Source organism: Flavimaricola marinus (assembly GCF_900184895.1).
In the GTDB taxonomy this organism is placed as follows: domain Bacteria; phylum Pseudomonadota; class Alphaproteobacteria; order Rhodobacterales; family Rhodobacteraceae; genus Flavimaricola; species Flavimaricola marinus.
In genome coordinates, this window is the sequence record NZ_FXZK01000001.1 from 1,341,691 (window position 1) to 1,360,891 (window position 19,201).

A 19,201-nucleotide genomic window follows, 5' to 3' on the forward strand; every position below is an offset into this window, starting at 1 on the left:
CTGACAGATCATTGGCGGGACGGCGGCTTTGGACTCTATGTCCATTGGCCGTTCTGCCAGTCGAAATGCCCCTATTGCGATTTCAACAGCCATGTGGTGGCGCAGATCGATCAGAACCGGTGGGCCGAGGCCTATGTGAGCGAGATCAGGCGCGTCGCGGGAGAGACGCCGGGCCGCGTCATGCGGTCGGTATTCTTTGGCGGCGGCACGCCCAGCCTGATGGAGCCGTTTGTCGTTCAGGCCGTACTCAACGCGGTTCGCGACGCCTGGCCAATGGCCAATGACGTCGAGATTACGCTGGAGGCCAATCCCACGAGCGTGGAGGCGACCCGGTTCGCGGGCTATCGCGACGCGGGCGTCAACCGTGTGTCGATGGGCGTTCAGGCGTTGAACGATCCGGATCTGAAGGCGCTGGGCCGTCTGCATTCGGTTGCCGACGCGATGGCGGCCTTCGAGGTTGCGCGGGACGTGTTTGACCGGGTGAGCTTTGATCTGATTTATGCGCGGCAGGGTCAGACGGTCGAGGCGTGGCGTGACGAGTTGCGACAGGCGCTGGATATGGCGGTCGATCACCTGTCGCTCTATCAATTGACCATCGAGGACGGCACGGCGTTTGGCGATCGGTTTGCCGCAGGCCGTTTGCGCGGCTTGCCGGATGAGGACCGCTCGGCGGATATGTGGGAGGTGACGCAGGAGGTCACGGCCGCGGCGGGGTTCTCTTCCTATGAGGTGTCTAATCACGCCAAAGACGGCTGCGAGAGTCGTCACAACCTGATCTATTGGCAGGGTGGTGACTATGTCGGCATCGGACCGGGCGCGCATGGCCGGGTCACGTTGGACGGTGTCAGATTTGCGACAGAGGCGCCCAAGGCGCCGCTTGAATGGCTTCGGCGGGTGGCGACTTTGCAGTCTGGCGAGGACCTGCGTGAACCGCTCACCCGTGAGGATCACGTGGCGGAGTTCCTGATGATGGGCCTTCGGTTGCGGGAAGGGGTTCGGCTTGACCGTTTGGAGGCGTTGGCGGGCGACTCTTTTGATTTCAATATCAATGCGTTGCGCGAAATCGGTATGATTGAGACCGACGACCGGCGGCTTTGGGTTACCGAGGCGGGCCGGCCCGTTTTGAACGCGGTTTTGCGGCGGTTGTTGGGCGCCTAGCCGCCCGACAACGCCCTGAGCAAGTCGTCCAACTGTTCGAGATTCCGATAGCGCAGGATCAGGCTCCCGCCCTCTTTGTCAGGCTGCTGCTCGATGCTGACACCCATGTTCAGGGTCGCTGCGAGTTCTTGCTCGATCTGGATTGTATCGGCGTCTTTGCGGGGCTTTTCGCGGGCAGGGGCCTTCTTTGGCTCTGTTCCGTCTGTCTTTGCCAGTTTCTCGGCCTCACGGACGGAGAGCTTTCCGGTGATGATGCGGCGGGCCAGTTCGCTGGCCTTTGGATGGCCAACGAGCGCGCGGGCGTGACCGGCGCTGAGAGAGCCGTCGACGACGTAGAACTGCACGTCGTCGGGCAGATTGAGTAGACGCATCAGGTTGGCGATGTGGCTTCGGCTTTTGCCGAGGGCGGTGCCGAGCTGATCCTGAGTGTGGCCGAAGCGATCCATGAGCTGCTTGTAGCCGGCGGCTTCGTCGATTGCGTTGAGATCGGACCGCTGGATGTTTTCGATGATCGCGACTTCGAGGACTTCTGTATCCGTGTATTCGCGCAGGATGACCGGCACTTCGTGCAATTGTGCGAGCTGAGCGGCACGCCACCGGCGCTCGCCGGCAACGATCTGGTAGCTGCCTTCGATATTCGGGTCGGGCCGGACGATCAGCGGCTGGATGATGCCTTTTTCGCGGATGGAGGCCGCGAGATCGTCGAGCGCGTCTTCTCGGAAGGTTCGCCGGGGCTGATCCGGATTTGGCAGAAGCTTCTCGACCGGCACACGCAAATCGGGACGACGCGGTGCGTCCGGCGCATCGGATTCGGGTGTGACGTCGGCCATGAGCGCGGAAAGGCCGCGTCCGAGACCACGGGTGCGGTTGGTTTTGTCGGCCATGGGAGGATCCTTTCCGGTATTAGCGTTCGCGGGCGATGAGTTCGGCGGCAAGATCACGGTAGGCCGAGGCTCCGCGCGATCCGCTGTCATAGTCGAGCACGGGCATGGCGAAGGATGGCGCTTCGCTGAGCCGGACGTTGCGCGGGATCACGGTCTTGAACACGAGATCCTTGAGATTGTCGCGGGCGTCGGCCTCGACCTGTTGGGACAGGTTGTTGCGCCGGTCATACATCGTAAGGATCACGCCTTCGATGCGCAGGTCCTTGTTCGCGGTTTGCCGCACTTCCCGCAGAGTGAGCATGAGCTGGCTCAGACCTTCGAGCGCGAAGAATTCGGTTTGCAGCGGCACGACGATGGAGTGTGCGGCGACCATGGCGTTGACCGTCAAGATATTGAGCGATGGCGGGCAATCGATCAGGATGTAGTCGAACTCAAAGGGCTCCATGTCGGGGCCGCGGAGTGCATCGTGCAGCAGAAAGCTGCGCTTTTCGTTTGCGATAAGGGCGATATCAGCGGAGCTCAGATCGGTCGTGGCAGGGATGATTTTCAGGTTTTTGACGTTGGTGTCCTGAATGGCTTCGGTGGGGCCGGCGTCGCCCAGCACGAAATCGTAGGTCGTCACTTCGCGTTCTTCGGCCGGTATCCCGAGGCCTGTGGACGCGTTCCCCTGGGGATCGAGGTCGATCAATAGCACCTTGCGACCGGACTCAGCGAGGGCTGCGCCCAAGTTGATCGCAGTTGTGGTCTTGCCAACACCGCCCTTCTGATTGGCCACGGCGAGAATTTTGGCGCTGCGCAGAGCGATGAGGTCAGGCACGAGTGATCCTTTCTAGGCGCAGGATGGTCGCTTCGGGATTGGTATGGCTGGTGTGGGTCTGAAGGTCAAAGCCCCAGTCAGCACGAGCGTCGTCTATTTCAGTTTGTGCGTTCTTGCCCTTTGGCAGCAGTGCGATTCCGTCGGGTGCGAGGTGTCTTGCGACCAACGGCAGGAGGTTTGGCAATGGGGCCAGCGCCCGTGCGGTCACCACGTCGGCACCTAACGGCGCGACCTCATCGATGCGATTTGGCCGGATTGTGGCGGAGAGCCCCAGTTCGCGGGTGCAGGTTCGCAAGAACGCGGCTTTTCGTTGATCGCTTTCGATTAGAGTGACTTCGGTGTCCGGGGACAGAATCGCGATGACGATGCCTGGTAGCCCCCCTCCGCTGCCGAGATCGGTCCATGTTTTTGGCGCTGTGGGCGCCAAGGGCAGCAGTTGAGCGGAATCGAGTATATGCCGTTCCCATAGGTCGGGAAGGCTTGCGGGGGCAACGAGATTAATCTTTGGCGTCCATTTGCGGATCAGATCACCGTATTGCTCCAGCTTTGCCATTGTTTCACGTGAAACATCCCAGCCGGGAAGCAACATGCGCTTTGGTTCGCTCATGCCAGTTTCGCCACAGATTGCCGCTTTAGCTTGGCCGAGAGGAGCAGAAGCGCCGACGGCGTCATTCCATCGATCCGCGCGGCATGGCCGAGGGACGCAGGTCGAGCTCGCGTCAACTTGGTTTTCAACTCCGTCGAGAGGCCGGAAATGTCGTCATAGGTGAAATCTGCTGGTATTTCCTGATGTTCTTCGCGCTGAAGCGTGTCGATGTCTTTTTGCTGACGCGCCACGTACGTTGCGTACAGAGCATCGCGCTTGAGCTGCTCTTGAATGGATATTGGAATATCTCCAAGCTCTGCATTCAAAGCAATGAGATGAGAGAATTCGGCGTCGCTCAATGCAAGCGCCTCCGTCATGGTCCGCCGTTCCTTGTCGGGATTGATCTTGATCCCCTGCCCGGCCAATTCGCGTGCGGTGACGCTCACGGCGTCGAGCCGGGACTTGGCCGCCTTCAGCTGCTCTGTTTTCGCGGAGAAGTGCGACCAACGATCCTCCTTAACCAACCCGAGCTCACGTCCGGTTTCGGTCAGCCGCTGATCGGCGTTATCTGCGCGCAGCGAAAGCCGGAACTCTGCCCGCGAGGTGAACATCCGGTAGGGTTCGGATACGCCCCGCGAGATGAGATCGTCAATCATGACGCCGATATAGGAGGTAGCGCGGCTGAAATGAAAGGGCTCTGCATCCTTCGCCGCGCGGGCGGCGTTCAGGCCAGCGACCAGCCCTTGCGCCGCCGCTTCTTCGTAACCGGTCGTGCCGTTGATCTGCCCGGCCAGATAGAGCCCGGGCACGGTCTTGACTTGGAGCGCGGGCGTCAGTGCTCTGGGATCGACATAGTCATATTCGATGGCGTAGCCCGGCTGTAGTATGACGGCATTCTCCAGCCCGCGGAGAGATCGAACGTAGCTTTCCTGCACGTCCTCTGGAAGCGAGGTTGAGATGCCATTCGGGTAGACGGTGGAGTCTTCCAAGCCCTCTGGCTCGAGAAAGACCTGATGGGAGTCCTTATCCCCAAACCGGACAATCTTGTCCTCGATCGAGGGGCAATAGCGCGGGCCGATTCCGTCGATATGGCCCCCATACATGGCGGATCTATCTAGGTTTGCCCGGATAATGTCGTGCGTTCGTTCGTTGGTGTGGGTGATACCACAAGAGATCTGCCGTGCCTGAACTGATGTTCCCATAAAGGAAAACAGCGTCGGCTCATCGTCGCCCGCTTGCATCTCGAGCCCCGACCAATCGATTGTCCGCCCGTCGAGCCGGGGTGGTGTTCCGGTTTTCAGCCGGCCAAGCGGCAGCCCAAAGGTGGACATGCGCTCAGCCATCTTGATCGACGGTTGTTCGCCCATTCGGCCACCGGGCGACGAAACATCGCCGATGTGTATGACGCCGCGAAGAAATGTTCCCGTCGTCAGGACCACCGAGCGGGCGCTGATTTCAGCGCCGTCGCCCAGAATGACTCCACGGACGACATCGCCGGCCATGATTAGATCCGTCGCCTCGCCTTCGATGATCGACAGGTTTTCAAGGCGCGCCATCTGACGTTGCATCTCAGCCCGGTACCGCGCGCGGTCGGCCTGTGCACGGGGGCCCTGCACCGCTGGCCCCTTGCGCCGATTCAACAAGCGGAACTGGATTCCGGCGAAATCCGCCACTTGCCCCATGACACCGTCCAGCGCGTCAATCTCGCGAACGAGGTGCCCTTTACCAAGGCCGCCGATCGCCGGGTTGCAGGACATCACTCCGATGGATGCGGAGTGCAAAGTGATCAGCGCGGTCTTGGCCCCAGCTCGCGCCGAAGCAGCCGCCGCCTCACAACCCGCGTGGCCACCACCAATGACAATCACGTCGAAATCCAATTGTTTCACGTGAAACACTCCTAACTGCCAAGCCTACTTGCCGATGCAAAAGCTACTGAAGATCTCGCCAAGAATATCCTCGACATCGACGCGCCCGACAAGTGAGTCGACGCATCTGATCCCGGAGCGCAGTTCTTCTGCCAAAACATCGGCGAGTTCAATCGCATTCGGCAGCAAGCTCGTCGCGACGTCCAGATGCCCCCTTGCCTCGACCATCGCTATGCGATGCCGCTCCCGCAGTGCCGCGCCAATCATCGCGGTTCGACCGCTGAGTTCTACGCCGATGGCCTCAATAAGCTCATCGACGCCCTGACCCGTCAAAGCCGAAATGGTCAGCCCAGCACCCGTATTCACATCCGACTTCGCCACGACGATCAGGTCGCCTGGTTCGACCGGCATGGACGGTGCCTCGCCTGCAAGCACGAGGTGAATCCGCATGTCGGCCGCCATCGCCCGCTCCCTGCCCCGGTTTATGCCGATTGCCTCGACGGAGTCCCCGGCATCACGGAGGCCGGCCGTATCGAGTAGCGTCACAGGCAGTCCGTCCAACGTCATCCGCACTTCGATCACGTCGCGTGTCGTTCCCGCGATCTCGGACGTGATCGCCGCCTCACGTCCTGACAACCGATTGAGCAATGTCGACTTGCCGACGTTGGGCGCGCCAACGAACGCGACTTCGAACCCGTCGCGCACCCGCTCTGCCATACGCACACCGTCGGATTGCGCCTTCATGTCGGTCATCACATCCCGAAGAAGCTCTGTGACCTCGGGTGTCACGTCGACTGGCACCTCTTCGTCTGCGAAATCAATCGTCGCCTCAATGAGGGCGGCCGCTCGGATCAGCTTTTGACGCCAGATCGTGGCCAGATCGCCTAGTGCTCCCTGAAACACCTGCATCGCCTGCCGCCGTTGCGCTTCGGTTTCCGCGTCGATCAGATCGGCCAGACCTTCGACCTGCGCCAGATCAAGTCGCCCGTTCTCCAGCGCCCGTCGTGTGAACTCGCCCGCCTCGGCCTGCCGCAGCCCGGGCCGATCCGCCAGAAGCCGTAGCACGGCGTCGACGATCGCGATGCTGCCATGCAATTGCAGCTCAACCACAGCCTCGCCGGTGAAGCTCTGCCCCTTGGCGAAGCTCAACACGAGGGCTTCGTCGACCACCTCACCGTCCGGACCCCGAACCTTCCGAAGGCTCCGTCCCGCGACGGGCAGATCCCCGACCAGTGGCACAAGCGCCTCGCGGGCCGCTGGTCCGGAAATTCGGATGACGGCAACGCCCGCACGCCCCTGCGCCGAAGCCAAGGCAAAGATCGTATCCATTGATTTAAGCCTTTGTTATTAAATAATAACTCAGGTGTTCATCGAGTCGAAGAAATCGGAGTTCGTCTTGGTCTGCCGCAGCTTTCCGATCAGAAATTCGATCGCGTCGGTGGTGCCCATCGGGTTCAGAATCCGACGCAACACATAGGTCTTGGCCAGATCCGACTTGTCCACCAACAGCTCTTCTTTCCGCGTGCCGGATTTGAGGATGTCCATCGCCGGGAAGACCCGCTTGTCGGCCACCTTCCGGTCCAGAACGATCTCGGAGTTACCCGTGCCTTTGAATTCCTCGAAGATCACTTCGTCCATTCGGCTTCCGGTGTCGATCAACGCGGTTGCGATGATCGTCAGCGATCCACCCTCTTCGATGTTCCGCGCCGCACCGAAGAACCGCTTGGGTCGTTGCAGAGCGTTCGCGTCCACACCACCGGTCAGCACCTTGCCCGAGGACGGTACGACGGTGTTGAACGCCCGGCCGAGCCGGGTGATCGAGTCGAGCAGGATCACGACGTCACGCTTGTGCTCGACCAGCCGCTTTGCCTTTTCGATCACCATCTCGGACACCGCTACGTGCCGCGTGGCCGGTTCGTCGAATGTCGAGGACACGACCTCACCCTTGACCGACCGCTGCATGTCCGTGACTTCTTCGGGCCGCTCGTCGATCAACAGAACGATCAGATAGCACTCCGGGTGGTTCTTCTCGATCGAGTTGGCGATGTTCTGCAACAGCACGGTTTTACCCGTCCGCGGCGGCGCAACGATCAGACACCGCTGCCCCTTGCCCACCGGCGCCACGAGATCGATGATCCGCGCAGACCGATCCTTCACGGTCGGATCGTCGATTTCCATCTTCAGCCGCTCGTCGGGATAGAGCGGTGTCAGGTTGTCGAAGGCGACCTTGTGCTTGGCCTTTTCCGGGTCCTCGAAGTTGATCGATTCCACGGTCACAAGCGCGAAATACCGCTCGTTGTCGTTCGGCTCCTTGATCACGCCTTCGACGGTGTCCCCTGTCCGCATCGAATACTGACGGATCATGTCCGGCGAAACATAGATATCATCCGGACCGGGCAGATAGTTCGCCGAGGGGCTCCGCAGGAACCCGAACCCGTCCTGCAGCACTTCGAGAACACCGTCTCCGCCGATGACCCAGTCTTCGTCCGCTCGCTCGCGCAGAATGGCAAACATCATGTCGCCCTTGCGCATGGTGGATGCGTTTTCGATCTCGAGCTCTTCGGCGAGAGACAACAGATCCTTGGGGCTCTGGGCCTTGAGGTCGGCAAGGTTCAGACGGTCGAGAGACATGGCAATATCCTGATGCAACCCGATCAAACGGGTCGTCTTGGGCAAATTTTTCATCGTGAAGCGCCGCTGTTCCCGGACGGGACGGCTTTTCTCAGCTAAGCCAACTGACCATCCGAGTCAATATCCGCCTCAGAACGGTCGCACCACGACGGCGATCACGATGACGAACATGAGCACCGTCGGCACCTCGTTCATCATTCGGTAGGTCCGGCCCGTCCGGGTATTCGTCCCCGCCGCAAACTCCTTGCGCCGCGCCGCCAGCCATCCGTGCATCCCGCTCATGCCCAGCACCGCCGCGAGCTTGGCCCAAGACCACACAGCCCCCCAGTCAAAGGCTCCCAGCCCGATGAGGATCAGTCCGAACACCCATGTCGCGATCATCGCCGGGTTCATGATCACCCGTAGCAGCTTTTCCTCCATCGTCTGGAGCGTGAGATCCAGTTCCGATCCTGCGGTCGCTTTCTCTGCGTGATAGACAAACAGCCGTGGCAGGTAGAACATCCCCGCCATCCAGGCGATCACCGACATGATGTGAAGCGCCTTGATCCAGGGATAGAATGTCATCAGCGCATCGAGCATCGGTCGTTCCTTTTTCCAGATCTCTTTACCTTTAATAAATAAAAAGAAAAGAAAAGATGATGATGTATTAGGCCACTGGATAAGTCTCTGAAAACCGATTCATCCAATGCTTTATCCACAGCTCCAGAAATTTGTCACGACGACAGAGAATCAATCTGGACACTTCTAACCCACTGAAGACAGGAAATAAAATTTTCGTCTCGGCTTTTACAAATCCAACATCGGTCCATTGACTCTCGCGCCAATATAAAAGCATCAACACTCCGATTTTATCCTTCTCCACAGTGGATATCTTCCGCGAAACCGCCGATTTGTGCTCAATGGTATACAGCTCTTGCCCCCTGTCGCGCCTGCCGTCACCTTACCCCCAAAATCATCCGCCCGATGTCCTCAGATTTGCCCGCAGAGTTGTCCACATGTCCGAACCCCTGATCCTTGCCTCCGGCTCCCAGATCCGTGCGACGTTGCTCCGGAATGCCGGTCTGACCTTCACCACCGAAACACCCCGCGTGGACGAGGAGGCGATCAAGGCCGCCCTTCTCGCCGAGGCCGCCTCACCCCGCGATATTGCCGATACGCTGGCTGAAATGAAAGCCGCCAAGGTCGCTGCCCGCCATCCCGAAGCCATCGTCATCGGCTGCGATCAGGTTCTCGAATTCGACCGCGCGCTCCTGTCCAAAGCCGACAGCCCGGACACCGCCATTGACCAGATCACCGCGATGCGGGGCAAGACCCATCGCCTCTTGTCCGCTGTCGTTCTTTATCAGGATGCAAAGCCGATCTGGCGTCACGTCGGCACCGTCCGCCTGACCATGCACGCCATGTCCGACGACTGGATCGCGGACTACGTGAGCCGCAACTGGGACAGCATCCGTCATGCCGTCGGCGCCTACAAACTAGAACAAGAAGGTGTTCGCATGTTCTCTCGCGTGGAGGGAGATTACTTTACCGTTCTCGGCCTGCCCCTGCTCGACCTCTTGTCATATCTTCAATTGCGCGGGACAGTATCGTCATGACCCATTCCATCATCCCCCTCGCTGGCGTGATCGGTTGTCCGATCTCGCATTCGAGATCTCCAAAGCTCCACAAGTTCTGGCTTGCCCGATACGGGCTCGCCGGCGACTACGTTCCGCTTCATGTGACAGAGGCCGACCTGCCCGGCGTGATCCGTGCCTTGCCCAAGATGGGCTTTGTCGGGGCAAATGTTACCATCCCGCACAAGGTCTCGGTGTTGTCCATCGCCGATCAGGTGAGCGACCGCGCCACGCTGATCGGCGCGGCGAATACATTGGCATTTGGCGCAGATGGACGGATTTATGCCGATAATACAGATGGTTACGGATTCCTCGCCAATCTCAGACAGGGTGCGCCGGATTGGGATCCCAGCGCCGGACCTGCCGCTGTGCTTGGTGCCGGTGGTGCTGCCCGCGCGGTGATTTCATCGCTGATCGAGGCGGGCACCAAGGAGATCTATCTCACCAACCGGACCCGCCCCAAGGCAGAAACGCTCCGGCACGATTTCGGCTCCCGGATTACCGTGGTCGATTGGGTGCAGGCGGGCAATATGCTCGAGGATGCCACCACGGTCGTCAACACCACGTCGCTCGGCATGACCGGTGCCGCCGAGTTCCGTGTCCCTCTTGACGGGTTGCGCCGTGGCACCGTCGTGACCGATCTGGTCTATACGCCGCTTCGCACCAAGCTGTTGCAGGAGGCCGAGGCGGCGGGCTGTGTCACGGTCGATGGTCTTGGTATGCTCATCCACCAGGGTGTGCCCGGTTTCGAACGGTGGTTCGGTCGCCGTCCGGAGGTCGACGATCTTGTGAGACAGGAGATGTTGTCATGACGTTTCGTCTTGGCCTGACCGGCTCTATCGGTATGGGCAAATCGACCACAGCGCAGATGTTTGCCGATGAAGGTGTCCCTGTATGGGACGCCGACGCCGCCGTTCACCGCCTTTATGCCAAGGGCGGCGCTGCAGTCAAAGTCCTGCAGGACGCCATGCCGTCCGTCGTGCGCGACGGAGAAGTGTCCCGCGAGCTGATCAAGCAACGTATCGCTGAGGATCCCAATGCCTTGGCATGGGTCGAGCGTCATGTGCACCCGCTGGTCGCTGCGGACCGTGCCCTGTTTGCCGAGAATTCCACGGCGCCCATCACCCTCTTTGACGTGCCGCTCCTGTTTGAAACAGGATCGGAGCGTTGGATGGATGCGGTTGTCGTCGTGAGTGCCCCCGCCGAGGTGCAGGAGGCCCGTGCGATGGCCCGGCCCGGCATGACGAGAGAGCAGCTTGACCTGATCCTGTCGCGCCAGATGCCGGACGCTGACAAGCGGGCGCGGGCCGACTATATAGTCAGCTCCCTGACTATGGATGGCGCTCGCGCCTCTGTCCGGGAAATCCTGGCCCAAATCAAAGAGAGCCTGCCCGATGCAACTGCGTGAAATCGTCCTCGATACGGAAACCACGGGCTTCGACCCCGAAGAGGGTGACCGCATTGTCGAGATCGGAGCCGTGGAACTGATCAACCACGTCCCGACCGGCCGCACCTATCACCAATACATCAACCCCCAACGCTCCATGCCGCAGGAGGCGTTTGAAGTGCACGGATTGGGCGACGATTTCCTGCGCGACAAGCCGCTGTTCGCGGATATTGCGGATGCTTTCGTGAAATTCATCGGTGCGGACCGCTTGGTGATCCACAACGCCTCGTTCGACATGAAATTCCTGAATGCCGAATTGCGCTGGCTCAACCGGCCGCAACTGCCGATGGATCAGGCCCTCGATACGCTGGCGATTGCCCGCCGGCGGTTTCCCGGATCGCCCGCGTCGCTCGATGCCCTGTGCCGCCGGTTCAACATCGACAACTCGAACCGCACCCTGCACGGCGCCCTGCTCGACAGTGAAATCCTGGCGGAAGTCTATCTGGAATTGATCGGTGGCCGTCAGCCTGATCTGGTGCTCGCCCCGGAACAGACCAAGGGTGAAACAGCGACCGCCGGCAGCTGGCGTCCGCGCCCGAGGCCGCAACCGCTCCCCTCGCGCCTGACCGAGGAGGAAGCCGCCGCCCATGCCGAATTCGTGGCGAAACTGGGCGACGACGCTGTCTGGACGAAGCTCTGAGCCTCAAGCCTGTGCGGGTTTGCCGGCCTGTGCTTCTTGGGCCCGCCGGGCCAGTTCGTTGCGATAAAGTGCAAGGAAATCGATGTTTTCGAGGTTGATCGGCATGAAGCCGCCATCCCGCGTCACGTCGCTGACGATCCGCCGCACGAAGGGGAATGTGATCCGCGGGCATTCGATCAGCAGATAGGGGTGCATCTGCTCCTCCGGCACGCCTTCGATCACGAAGACACCGGCGTATTCCAGCTCGAGCAGAAAGATCGTATCGCCGGATTCCTTGGCTTTGGACGTCACCTTGATCTTGGTGATCACTTCATACTGATTGTCGGCCCCACGCTTGCGCGCATCGAGATTGACCTGAACCGAAGCCTCGGGCTGAATGTTGCCTTGCAGCCCCTTCTGCGCGAGCACATTCTCGAACGACATATCGCGGATATACTGCGCGATCACGCGCTGGGTGATCTTGGGCTGGGCTGCGGCAGCCGCATCGGGCTTCGCAGCGCCGTTGGTTTCTGGTGCGTCGGACATCTGTGTTCTCCCTGACGAATGTCTGTTTGGCACACCGTCTAGCAGGCCGCGCACCGCGCCTCAATGCCTGCTCGGATCAGTGCTTGGTCCAACCGGAAGGTTCGTGCGTCGGGTTCTTGCGCGGTGGTACCTCTTCGTATTCGCCGTCGATGACCCGGTCGTCCGGCCGTCGCCGGTGCATGTCGCCCGGAGCGCCCTGCCCCATGGTGAAGGACTGCACCTTGATCCGTTCCCTCAGCTTGCGCATCACGAAGAGCCTTACTCCCGGCACCAGCAAGGCAAAACCGACCGCATCGGTGAAGAACCCCGGTGTCAGCAGCAGCGCCCCGGAGACGAGGATCATGGCCCCGTGTGCCAGATGCTCGGTCGGGTCGGACAACTCCGAGAAGGATTGCCGCATGTCACCCAGAGCCTTGGCCCCCTGCGAGCGCACCAGAGCGGTGCCGGCGATGGCCGTCAGGACCACGATCAGCAGCGTTGGCCAGAGCCCGATCCATCCGCCAACCTGGATGAAAAGACCGATTTCGATCAACGGTACTGCCAAAAAGGCAAAGAACAGCCACATTTCGAGGGCCCTCCAATGAAGTATCACTGGGCGTGGTGGACTTGACCGCACCCAAGCCCTACATAGGTAATCAATGACGGTTTACTATGCCCGTCGTAAAGAGGCGTCCATGAATTCACCGATTATCCAGTTGCTTGTGCTTGCCGGAATCGCGGTTTTTCTCATTCTGCGTTTGCGCAGCGTGCTGGGAACGCGCGAGGGTTTTGAAAAGCCCCCGATCGCGCCGCCCGAAAAGTCCCGGCGCCGTGCTGGCCCCGATCTAGAGGTCATCGAAGGTGGCCCGGACCGCGACATCACCGATCATGTCGAGGAGGGCAGCGACGCTGCCAAAGCTCTGTCCGGGATGAAGGGCGTTGACCCGTCATTCAACGTCCGCGAGTTTCTTCAGGGTGCCCGTGGTGCCTATGAGATGATCCTCATGGCGTTTGAGAACGGCGATATGGCCAGCGTGAAGCCGTTCCTGTCCGAGGACGTCTATGCCGCCTTCGCCAGCGTGCTCGAGGCCCGCGAGGCAGAGGGCATGACCGTGCAGGCCACGTTCGTCGGCATCAGCGAGCTTGGCGTTCGTGATGTGACCTTTGACCGCACCACCCGCGAAGCCGAGATGACCATCAAGTTCGTCGGAGAGCTGACGGAGGTTGTTCGCGACCGGGCCGGAGAGATCGTCGACGGCAACCCGAATGCGATCAAACGCCAGAAGGATATCTGGACCTTTGCCCGCACGATGGGCAGTGACGATCCGAACTGGATCCTCGTCGCCACGGGCGAATGAACTTCGGGTCTTGTGCGGCGGCGGTCCTCACAGGACTCGTTTGGACTGGAAATGCCGTGGCCGAGCCCAAGATCACTCTTCTGGAATTCGAGCAACTGTCGGGCTGGGCGGAGGATGATCCATCCGAGGCCCTTGCCGCATTTTCGGTCACTTGCGGAGATATGCGTCGCCAGGATTGGCAATCCCTTTGCGCCATTGCCAAGGAGGCCGACGATGCCCGCTCGTTCTTCGAGCTATTCTTCAAGCCGGTTCTGATCGAGGACGACGAGCCCGCTCTGTTCACCGGCTATTTCGAGCCTGAACTGCCCGGATCCCGATCCCCGGATGCCCGTTTCCGCTATCCGCTTTATGCTGTGCCTTCGGACATGCCGGAGGGGCCTTGGTTGACCCGCCAGGAGATCGACGAAGGTGCGCTGGCCGGTCAGGGCCTCGAGATCGCATGGCTGGAAGACCCGGTCGACCTGTTCTTCCTGCAGGTTCAAGGCTCTGGCCGCGTTCGCCTTTCGGATGGGTCGATGTTGCGCGTGGGATACGGTGGTTTCAACGGCCATCTCTATTCTTCGATCGGGGCCGAACTGGTCGCCCGCGGCATTTACGAGTGGCATCAGGTCTCGGCCGACGTGATCCGGTCCTGGGTGGCCCGCAATCCGGACGAGGGGCAGGCCCTTCTCTGGACCAACCCGTCCTACGTGTTCTTTCGCGAGGTGTCCGAGGTGCCGGCCGAGCTTGGCCCCTTGGGGGCGATGAACCGCTCGATCACGACCTTGCGCACCGTGGCCGTCGATCCGGCCTTTGTTCCGCTGGGCGCGCCGGTCTGGATCGAGAAGGCGGGCGAGACCCCGATGAACCGACTGATGATTGCGCAGGATACCGGCTCTGCGATAAAGGGCGCGCAGCGGGCGGATATCTTTTTCGGCACTGGCCGAGAGGCCGGCCGCCAGGCCGGTCGTATCCGCGATCCCGGTCGCATGGTCGTGTTGATGCCGATCCAGCGGGCCTATGCCATGCTGCCAGACGTACTGGGAGCCGACGGCCTAGATGGATTGGCAGACGGCTGATGCGCAGGCCCCGGCATCTATCGCCCGAGGAACGGGACTTGTGGAACCTTGTCGCGCGGCAGGCAAAGCCACTCGACCAACGCCGGCCCTCAGCCAAAACGCCCAAGATGCCCGAGCCGTCGAAGCCTGACCCTGTTCCGGCCCCGAAACAGAACTTTGCCGCCGATCCCTTGCCGCAATTCCGTGTCGGCCAGAAGGCCGATCACAGCCGCAACCACGACCTTATCCCGGGGCTGGCCGAGCAGATGGGCAAGGCGCCTGTCCAGATGGATGCCAAGCATTTTGGCAAGCTCAAGAAGGGCAAGTTGGTCCCCGAAGCCCGGATCGATCTACACGGCATGACGCTGGCCGAGGCACATCCTGCGTTGACCGGGTTCATCCTGTCGTCACATTCCCGCGGCTTGCGCCTGGTTCTGGTGATCACCGGCAAGGGCAAGCTCAAGGATTATGAGGCCCCGATGCCGGTTCGCCACGGGGTTTTGCGCCATCAGGTGCCGCAATGGTTGAACCTGGCGCCGCTGCGCCCGCTGATCCTGCAGGTGACGCCGGCTCATCTCAAGCACGGCGGTCACGGAGCCTACTACGTTTATCTACGCCGTGGCCGCTAGCGGTCCGGCGCGTTTGATCCCGATGGCGGCGCACAGCGCGGCGAAAAGGAAGTAGAACGCGATGGCCCACATCTGATCGGGGAAATCGATCCCACGGTCGATGAGAAATCCGGTGATCCCCGGCCCGAGTGCCGTGCCCAGAACCATGATTGCAGTTGCTGCGGCCTTGATCGATCCGGCATGCCGGGTGCCGTAATATTCCGCCCAGAACGCATTCGGGACGGTGGCCTGCATCCCGGCTCCGAGTGCAAAGAGGCAGAGGCCCAAAGCGGCGACGGGGATCGTGGGGGCTTCGGCCATTACCCCGAATGATGCGGCGAAGGGCAGAAGATAGAAGGGGATCATCCGCCCGGTCCCGAACCGATCAATCGCCCAACCCGCGCCGAAGGTCGCCAGCGTCGCGACCACGATGAACAGCGGATTGAGCGCCACGAAATCGACGAGCGCCCAGCCCTTGACCCGTGTCAGATGCACCTGCTGGAAGAACAGCGCGGTGCCCCATGTCGGCGGCCCGAGCAGCAGCGGCACGAGAAACCAGAACAGCGGGTGCCGCAGCATCTGGTTTCGAGTCCAATGCATGCCGTTCATGCCGGTCACATCGGATTCCTCGGCGATGGATTGCGGCGTCCGCTCCAGCCGCAAGAGGTAGGCGATGATCGGCAAGACCACGACGACCATCACGGCGGCGACGATCCAAAGCCGTTCCCACGCGACCCAAGTGAGCAGCGAGACGAAGATCACCGGGAGGATGGCCTGCCCGATCCCGAAACCCGTGGCCGAAATGGACAGCGCCAGCCCGCGCGTCGCGACGAACCACCGCGCCATGGCCACGACCGAGAGGTGCACCAGCATCCCTTGCCCGAAGAACCGCAGTGCAAAGATGACCGGGACCAGCATCCACGCCGCTGGAATCCACGCCATCAACAGACACGTCAGCGCCAAGCCGATCAGGATGACTGGGGCGAGGGCGCGGACCCGGAAGGTGTCGGTCAGCCCGCCCATCCAGATCATCACCATGGCCGATACAGTTGTGCCCAGAGTGTAGATCGCGCCCCATTGTCCGTCGGTCAGGGCAAACTTCTCCATGATCTCGCCGGCGAAGAGCGAGATGAAGTAGGTTTGCCCGAATGAGGAGGTGAACGACAGCAGCACGCCGGCCAGAAGAAAGGCCCAGTTGGCCGCAAGGAAACGCAAAATTCGCATTTCCTATCGGTTTCACCAGATCGCGGAAAAGGGAAGCGCTTTGTGGCGGAACGCGTCAGATCCCGTCCGGCTGGCGGTCGATTTGCCGCAACCGGACGGGATTTTGGGTCACAGCACGTAGCGGCTGAGGTCTGTCGAGCGGCTGAGTTCGCCCAGATGGGTTTCGACGAAGGCGGCGTCGACGGTGACTTCCTCACCGCCCCGGTCGGGGGCGTTGAAGCTGAGATCCTCGAACACTCGCTCCATCACGGTATAGAGCCTGCGCGCGCCGATATTCTCGACCGCTTCGTTGACCTCTGCGGCGATCTTGGCGAGGGCGGCGATGCCGTCGTCGGTGAAGCTGACGATCACGTCTTCCGTGCCCATCAGCGCGGTGTATTGCCGAGTGAGCGCGTTGTCCGTCTCGGTCAGGATGCGCACGAAGTCTTCTTCGGTAAGCGCCCGCAGCTCGACCCGGATGGGCAGGCGACCCTGCAATTCGGGCAGCAGATCGGACGGCTTGGCCACATGGAACGCGCCCGAGGCGATGAACAGGATGTGGTCCGTCTTGATCGGGCCGTGCTTTGTGCTGACGGTGGTGCCTTCGATCAGGGGCAGCAGATCGCGCTGAACCCCTTCGCGGCTGACATCGGCGCCTCGTGCGTCGGCGCGGGCGCAGACCTTGTCGATCTCGTCGAGAAAGACGATGCCGTTCTGCTCGACCGCTTCGAGCGCCGCCTTGGTGACGGTTTCGTCGTCGAGCAGCTTGTCAGCCTCGTCCGCGATCAGCAGGTCGTAGCTGTCTGCGACTGTGACCTTCTTTTTCACGGTCCGGCCACCCATCGCTTTGCCGAACAGGTCGCTTAGGTTCATCATCCCGCCCATGCCGCCGGGCTGGCCGGGGATCTCGAACCCGCCCATCGGATTGGACGTGTCTTGCAGCTCCAGTTCGATGATCGTGTCGTCCAGCTCGCCGGTCTTGAGCTTGCGCCGGAACAGGTCGCGGGTGCCGTCGCGGGCGTCGGTTCCGGCGATGGCGGTGATCACCCGCTCTTCGGCGGCCTTCTGCGCGGCGGCCTTCACGTCGTCGCGCATATACTCCCGAGTTTCGATGATGGCGGATTCGATGAGATCGCGAATGATCTGCTCGACGTCACGGCCGACATAGCCGACCTCGGTAAATTTGGTCGCCTCGACCTTGATGAACGGCGCACGCGCGAGTTTGGCCAAGCGGCGACTGATCTCGGTCTTGCCGACGCCGGTGGGGCCGATCATCAGGATGTTCTTGGGATACACCTCGTCGCGCAGATCGTCGCCAAGCTGCTTGCGCCGCCAGCGGTTGCGGAGCGCGACGGCGACGGCCCGTTTGGCGTCTTTCTGCCCGATGATGAACCGGTCCAATTCGGAAACGATCTCGCGGGGGGTGAGGTCTGTCATGGTGTTGTCCTTTTGCCTCAACTCTACCTGTGGGGGCATCGTGCCACTTCCACGATAGATGTTGGTGTTGACAGGTTGTATATACAACGGCGTATTCTTTGGTGACTCCAATGGTTTGATTGTCGTCCGGTGAATTTGCCCATGCGCAAGGTGTTACGGAAACTGCCGCCATCCGGTGCGGCCCCTGAGACCCCGCCCGAACCACCCGAGCCCGAGGTCCCTCTGGTGGACTGGGATGAAGTGCCGGCGGAGGCGTCTGGCCGCAAGAAGATGATTTCATTGCGCGTGGATGCCGATGTGCTTTCCTTTTTCCAGAGTGAAGGGAAGGGCTATCAAACCCGGATGAATGCGGTGCTTCGCAGCTATATGCACGCCCGGAAAGACCGCCCCTAGCCGATGGTTTCGACGGTCAGATTGCCGTTGGTGTAGACGCAGATGTCGGCGGCGATTGCCATGGATTTGCGGGCCACGTCTTCGGCGGACAGGTCCGTCTCCATCATCGCGCGGCCGGCGGCGAGCGCGTAGTTGCCGCCCGAGCCGATGGCGGTGACGTCATGCTCTGGCTCGAGCACGTCGCCGGCGCCGGTGATCACGAGCAGCTCCTTGCCGTCGGAAACGATCAGCATTGCTTCGAGCTTTTGCAGGTATTTGTCGGTGCGCCAGTCCTTGGCAAGCTCGACGCTGGCACGGGCCAACTGGCCGGGCGTCGCCTCCAGCTTCTTTTCCAGCCGCTCCAGCAGGGTGAAGGCATCGGCGGTCGATCCGGCAAAACCACAGATCACCTGATGCCCGCCGGGGGCGATCCTCCGCACCTTGCGGGCGGTGCCTTTGATCACGGTTTGACCGAGCGACACCTGTCCGTCGCCTGCGATCACCACCTTGCCGCCTTTGCGCACGCCGATGATCGTGGTGCCGTGCCATCCGGGAAATTCTTGTTTGGCCATATTTGATCCTCGCTTTGCCCCTATATGCGGGTGCGGAGGCCGTCCTGCAACGCCGGGCATGAAAAAGGCGCCGCAATGGGCGCCTTTGTCGGTGGTTGGCTTCGTCGACCTGGTCGACGCGCCGGGTCACATGGATTGCTTGATCCAGCTTTCCAAAGCGGCCTTGGGTGCGGCGCCGGTCTTGTTCGAGACGACTTCGCCGTCCTTGAACATGAACAGGGCAGGGATGCCGCGCACGCCCATCTGGGCCGGGCTGTCAGGATTTTCGTCGACGTTGACCTTCACGACCTTGACCTTGCCTTCGTAGGCTTCGGAGATCTCTTCGAGGGCCGGGCCGATCTGTTTGCAGGGGCCGCACCATTCGGCCCAGAAATCCACCACGACGGGGATATCGGACTGGCGGACTTCGGCATCAAAAGTGGCGTCTGTGACAGCAACTGTTGCCATTGGGGGTTCTCCTAAGCGGATG

The 19,201-nt window shown here is 61.1% G+C and carries 22 protein-coding genes; 9 read left to right on the forward strand and 13 right to left on the reverse strand.

The window, feature by feature from the left end; genetic code table 11:
- Entirely contained in the window at positions 1 to 1,158 is a 1,158-nt protein-coding gene (gene hemW / locus LOM8899_RS06500; RefSeq protein ID WP_370739301.1) for a radical SAM family heme chaperone HemW, read from the forward strand.
- Here hemW and LOM8899_RS06505 read toward each other — a convergent pair.
- The 7 genes from LOM8899_RS06505 to hemJ all read right to left on the reverse strand — a co-directional run bounded on the left by LOM8899_RS06505 (position 1,155) and on the right by hemJ (position 8,520).
- Complete coding sequence (locus tag LOM8899_RS06505; protein ID WP_093991260.1) at positions 1,155 to 2,042, reverse strand: ParB/RepB/Spo0J family partition protein; 888 nt, start codon at positions 2,040 to 2,042, stop codon at positions 1,155 to 1,157. The genes hemW and LOM8899_RS06505 overlap by 4 nt on opposite strands.
- 19 nt (positions 2,043 to 2,061) lie before the next feature.
- Positions 2,062 to 2,859, reverse strand: coding sequence for a ParA family protein (locus LOM8899_RS06510; RefSeq protein ID WP_093991261.1), 798 nt, complete (start codon positions 2,857 to 2,859; stop codon positions 2,062 to 2,064).
- The gene (rsmG, locus tag LOM8899_RS06515) at positions 2,852 to 3,466 is read right to left on the reverse strand and encodes a 16S rRNA (guanine(527)-N(7))-methyltransferase RsmG (RefSeq protein ID WP_245820453.1); all 615 of its coding nucleotides are present in this window, start codon (positions 3,464 to 3,466) and stop codon (positions 2,852 to 2,854) included. Before rsmG ends, LOM8899_RS06510 begins: the two co-directional genes overlap by 8 nt.
- Positions 3,463 to 5,340 (reverse strand): tRNA uridine-5-carboxymethylaminomethyl(34) synthesis enzyme MnmG, encoded by a 1,878-nt coding sequence (mnmG, locus tag LOM8899_RS06520; protein WP_093991262.1) that lies wholly within the window; start codon positions 5,338 to 5,340, stop codon positions 3,463 to 3,465. The genes rsmG and mnmG overlap by 4 nt, the downstream gene beginning before the upstream one ends.
- A 15-nt stretch (positions 5,341 to 5,355) precedes the next feature.
- Entirely contained in the window at positions 5,356 to 6,639 is a 1,284-nt protein-coding gene (mnmE, locus tag LOM8899_RS06525) for a tRNA uridine-5-carboxymethylaminomethyl(34) synthesis GTPase MnmE (RefSeq protein ID WP_093991263.1), read from the reverse strand.
- A 30-nt stretch (positions 6,640 to 6,669) separates the two neighbouring features.
- Complete coding sequence (gene rho, locus LOM8899_RS06530) at positions 6,670 to 7,941, reverse strand: transcription termination factor Rho (RefSeq protein ID WP_093991472.1); 1,272 nt, start codon at positions 7,939 to 7,941, stop codon at positions 6,670 to 6,672.
- A 129-nt stretch (positions 7,942 to 8,070) separates the two neighbouring features.
- Positions 8,071 to 8,520: a protoporphyrinogen oxidase HemJ gene (gene hemJ / locus LOM8899_RS06535; protein WP_093991264.1), complete on the reverse strand. Its 450-nt coding sequence runs from the start codon at positions 8,518 to 8,520 to the stop codon at positions 8,071 to 8,073.
- Between the two features lie 416 nt (positions 8,521 to 8,936).
- Here hemJ and LOM8899_RS06540 point away from each other — a divergent pair, with 416 nt between their 5' ends.
- From LOM8899_RS06540 to dnaQ, 4 genes are read left to right on the forward strand one after another with little or no spacing between them, the layout of a single operon-like run.
- Positions 8,937 to 9,536, forward strand: coding sequence for a Maf family protein (locus tag LOM8899_RS06540; RefSeq protein WP_093991265.1), 600 nt, complete (start codon positions 8,937 to 8,939; stop codon positions 9,534 to 9,536).
- Complete coding sequence (locus LOM8899_RS06545) at positions 9,533 to 10,366, forward strand: shikimate dehydrogenase (RefSeq protein WP_093991266.1); 834 nt, start codon at positions 9,533 to 9,535, stop codon at positions 10,364 to 10,366. The genes LOM8899_RS06540 and LOM8899_RS06545 overlap by 4 nt, the downstream gene beginning before the upstream one ends.
- Positions 10,363 to 10,962: a dephospho-CoA kinase gene (gene coaE / locus LOM8899_RS06550; RefSeq protein WP_093991267.1), complete on the forward strand. Its 600-nt coding sequence runs from the start codon at positions 10,363 to 10,365 to the stop codon at positions 10,960 to 10,962. Before LOM8899_RS06545 ends, coaE begins: the two co-directional genes overlap by 4 nt.
- Positions 10,955 to 11,641: a DNA polymerase III subunit epsilon gene (gene dnaQ, locus LOM8899_RS06555; RefSeq protein ID WP_093991473.1), complete on the forward strand. Its 687-nt coding sequence runs from the start codon at positions 10,955 to 10,957 to the stop codon at positions 11,639 to 11,641. The genes coaE and dnaQ overlap by 8 nt, the downstream gene beginning before the upstream one ends.
- 3 nt (positions 11,642 to 11,644) lie before the next feature.
- Here the strand turns inward: dnaQ and secB are convergent, their stop codons facing one another.
- Together secB and LOM8899_RS06565 are read right to left on the reverse strand one after the other, a co-directional pair.
- A complete protein-coding gene (gene secB, locus LOM8899_RS06560) occupies positions 11,645 to 12,166 on the reverse strand; it encodes a protein-export chaperone SecB (protein ID WP_093991268.1) in 522 nt (173 codons plus the stop codon).
- Positions 12,167 to 12,242: 76 nt separating this feature from the next.
- Positions 12,243 to 12,731, reverse strand: coding sequence for an FxsA family protein (locus tag LOM8899_RS06565; RefSeq protein ID WP_093991269.1), 489 nt, complete (start codon positions 12,729 to 12,731; stop codon positions 12,243 to 12,245).
- Positions 12,732 to 12,840: 109 nt separating this feature from the next.
- Between LOM8899_RS06565 and LOM8899_RS06570 the strand changes: the two genes are divergently transcribed.
- From LOM8899_RS06570 to LOM8899_RS06580, 3 genes are read left to right on the forward strand one after another with little or no spacing between them, the layout of a single operon-like run.
- Positions 12,841 to 13,503 carry a Tim44/TimA family putative adaptor protein gene (locus LOM8899_RS06570; protein ID WP_093991270.1) on the forward strand — a complete coding sequence of 221 codons (663 nt, stop codon included), beginning with the start codon at positions 12,841 to 12,843 and terminating at the stop codon, positions 13,501 to 13,503.
- Complete coding sequence (gene mltA, locus LOM8899_RS06575; protein ID WP_093991271.1) at positions 13,500 to 14,561, forward strand: murein transglycosylase A; 1,062 nt, start codon at positions 13,500 to 13,502, stop codon at positions 14,559 to 14,561. The genes LOM8899_RS06570 and mltA overlap by 4 nt, the downstream gene beginning before the upstream one ends.
- A complete protein-coding gene (locus LOM8899_RS06580) occupies positions 14,561 to 15,169 on the forward strand; it encodes a Smr/MutS family protein (protein ID WP_093991272.1) in 609 nt (202 codons plus the stop codon). Before mltA ends, LOM8899_RS06580 begins: the two co-directional genes overlap by 1 nt.
- Here the strand turns inward: LOM8899_RS06580 and LOM8899_RS06585 are convergent.
- Together LOM8899_RS06585 and hslU are read right to left on the reverse strand one after the other, a co-directional pair.
- Complete coding sequence (locus LOM8899_RS06585) at positions 15,152 to 16,372, reverse strand: MFS transporter (protein WP_093991273.1); 1,221 nt, start codon at positions 16,370 to 16,372, stop codon at positions 15,152 to 15,154. The genes LOM8899_RS06580 and LOM8899_RS06585 overlap by 18 nt on opposite strands.
- Positions 16,373 to 16,480: 108 nt before the next feature.
- Entirely contained in the window at positions 16,481 to 17,788 is a 1,308-nt protein-coding gene (gene hslU, locus LOM8899_RS06590; protein WP_093991274.1) for an ATP-dependent protease ATPase subunit HslU, read from the reverse strand.
- Between the two features lie 141 nt (positions 17,789 to 17,929).
- Here hslU and LOM8899_RS06595 point away from each other — a divergent pair, with 141 nt between their 5' ends.
- On the forward strand, positions 17,930 to 18,181 hold the full coding sequence (locus tag LOM8899_RS06595; protein ID WP_093991275.1) for a BrnA antitoxin family protein: 252 nt from the start codon (positions 17,930 to 17,932) through the stop codon (positions 18,179 to 18,181).
- On the opposite strand, the gene hslV is transcribed toward LOM8899_RS06595, so the two are convergent.
- Both hslV and trxA read right to left on the reverse strand, forming a co-directional pair.
- A complete protein-coding gene (gene hslV, locus LOM8899_RS06600) occupies positions 18,178 to 18,732 on the reverse strand; it encodes an ATP-dependent protease subunit HslV (RefSeq protein WP_093991276.1) in 555 nt (184 codons plus the stop codon). The two genes, LOM8899_RS06595 and hslV, sit on opposite strands and share 4 nt — an antisense overlap.
- Positions 18,733 to 18,858: 126 nt before the next feature.
- A complete protein-coding gene (gene trxA / locus LOM8899_RS06605) occupies positions 18,859 to 19,179 on the reverse strand; it encodes a thioredoxin (protein ID WP_093991277.1) in 321 nt (106 codons plus the stop codon).
- Positions 19,180 to 19,201: the final 22 nt, after the last annotated feature.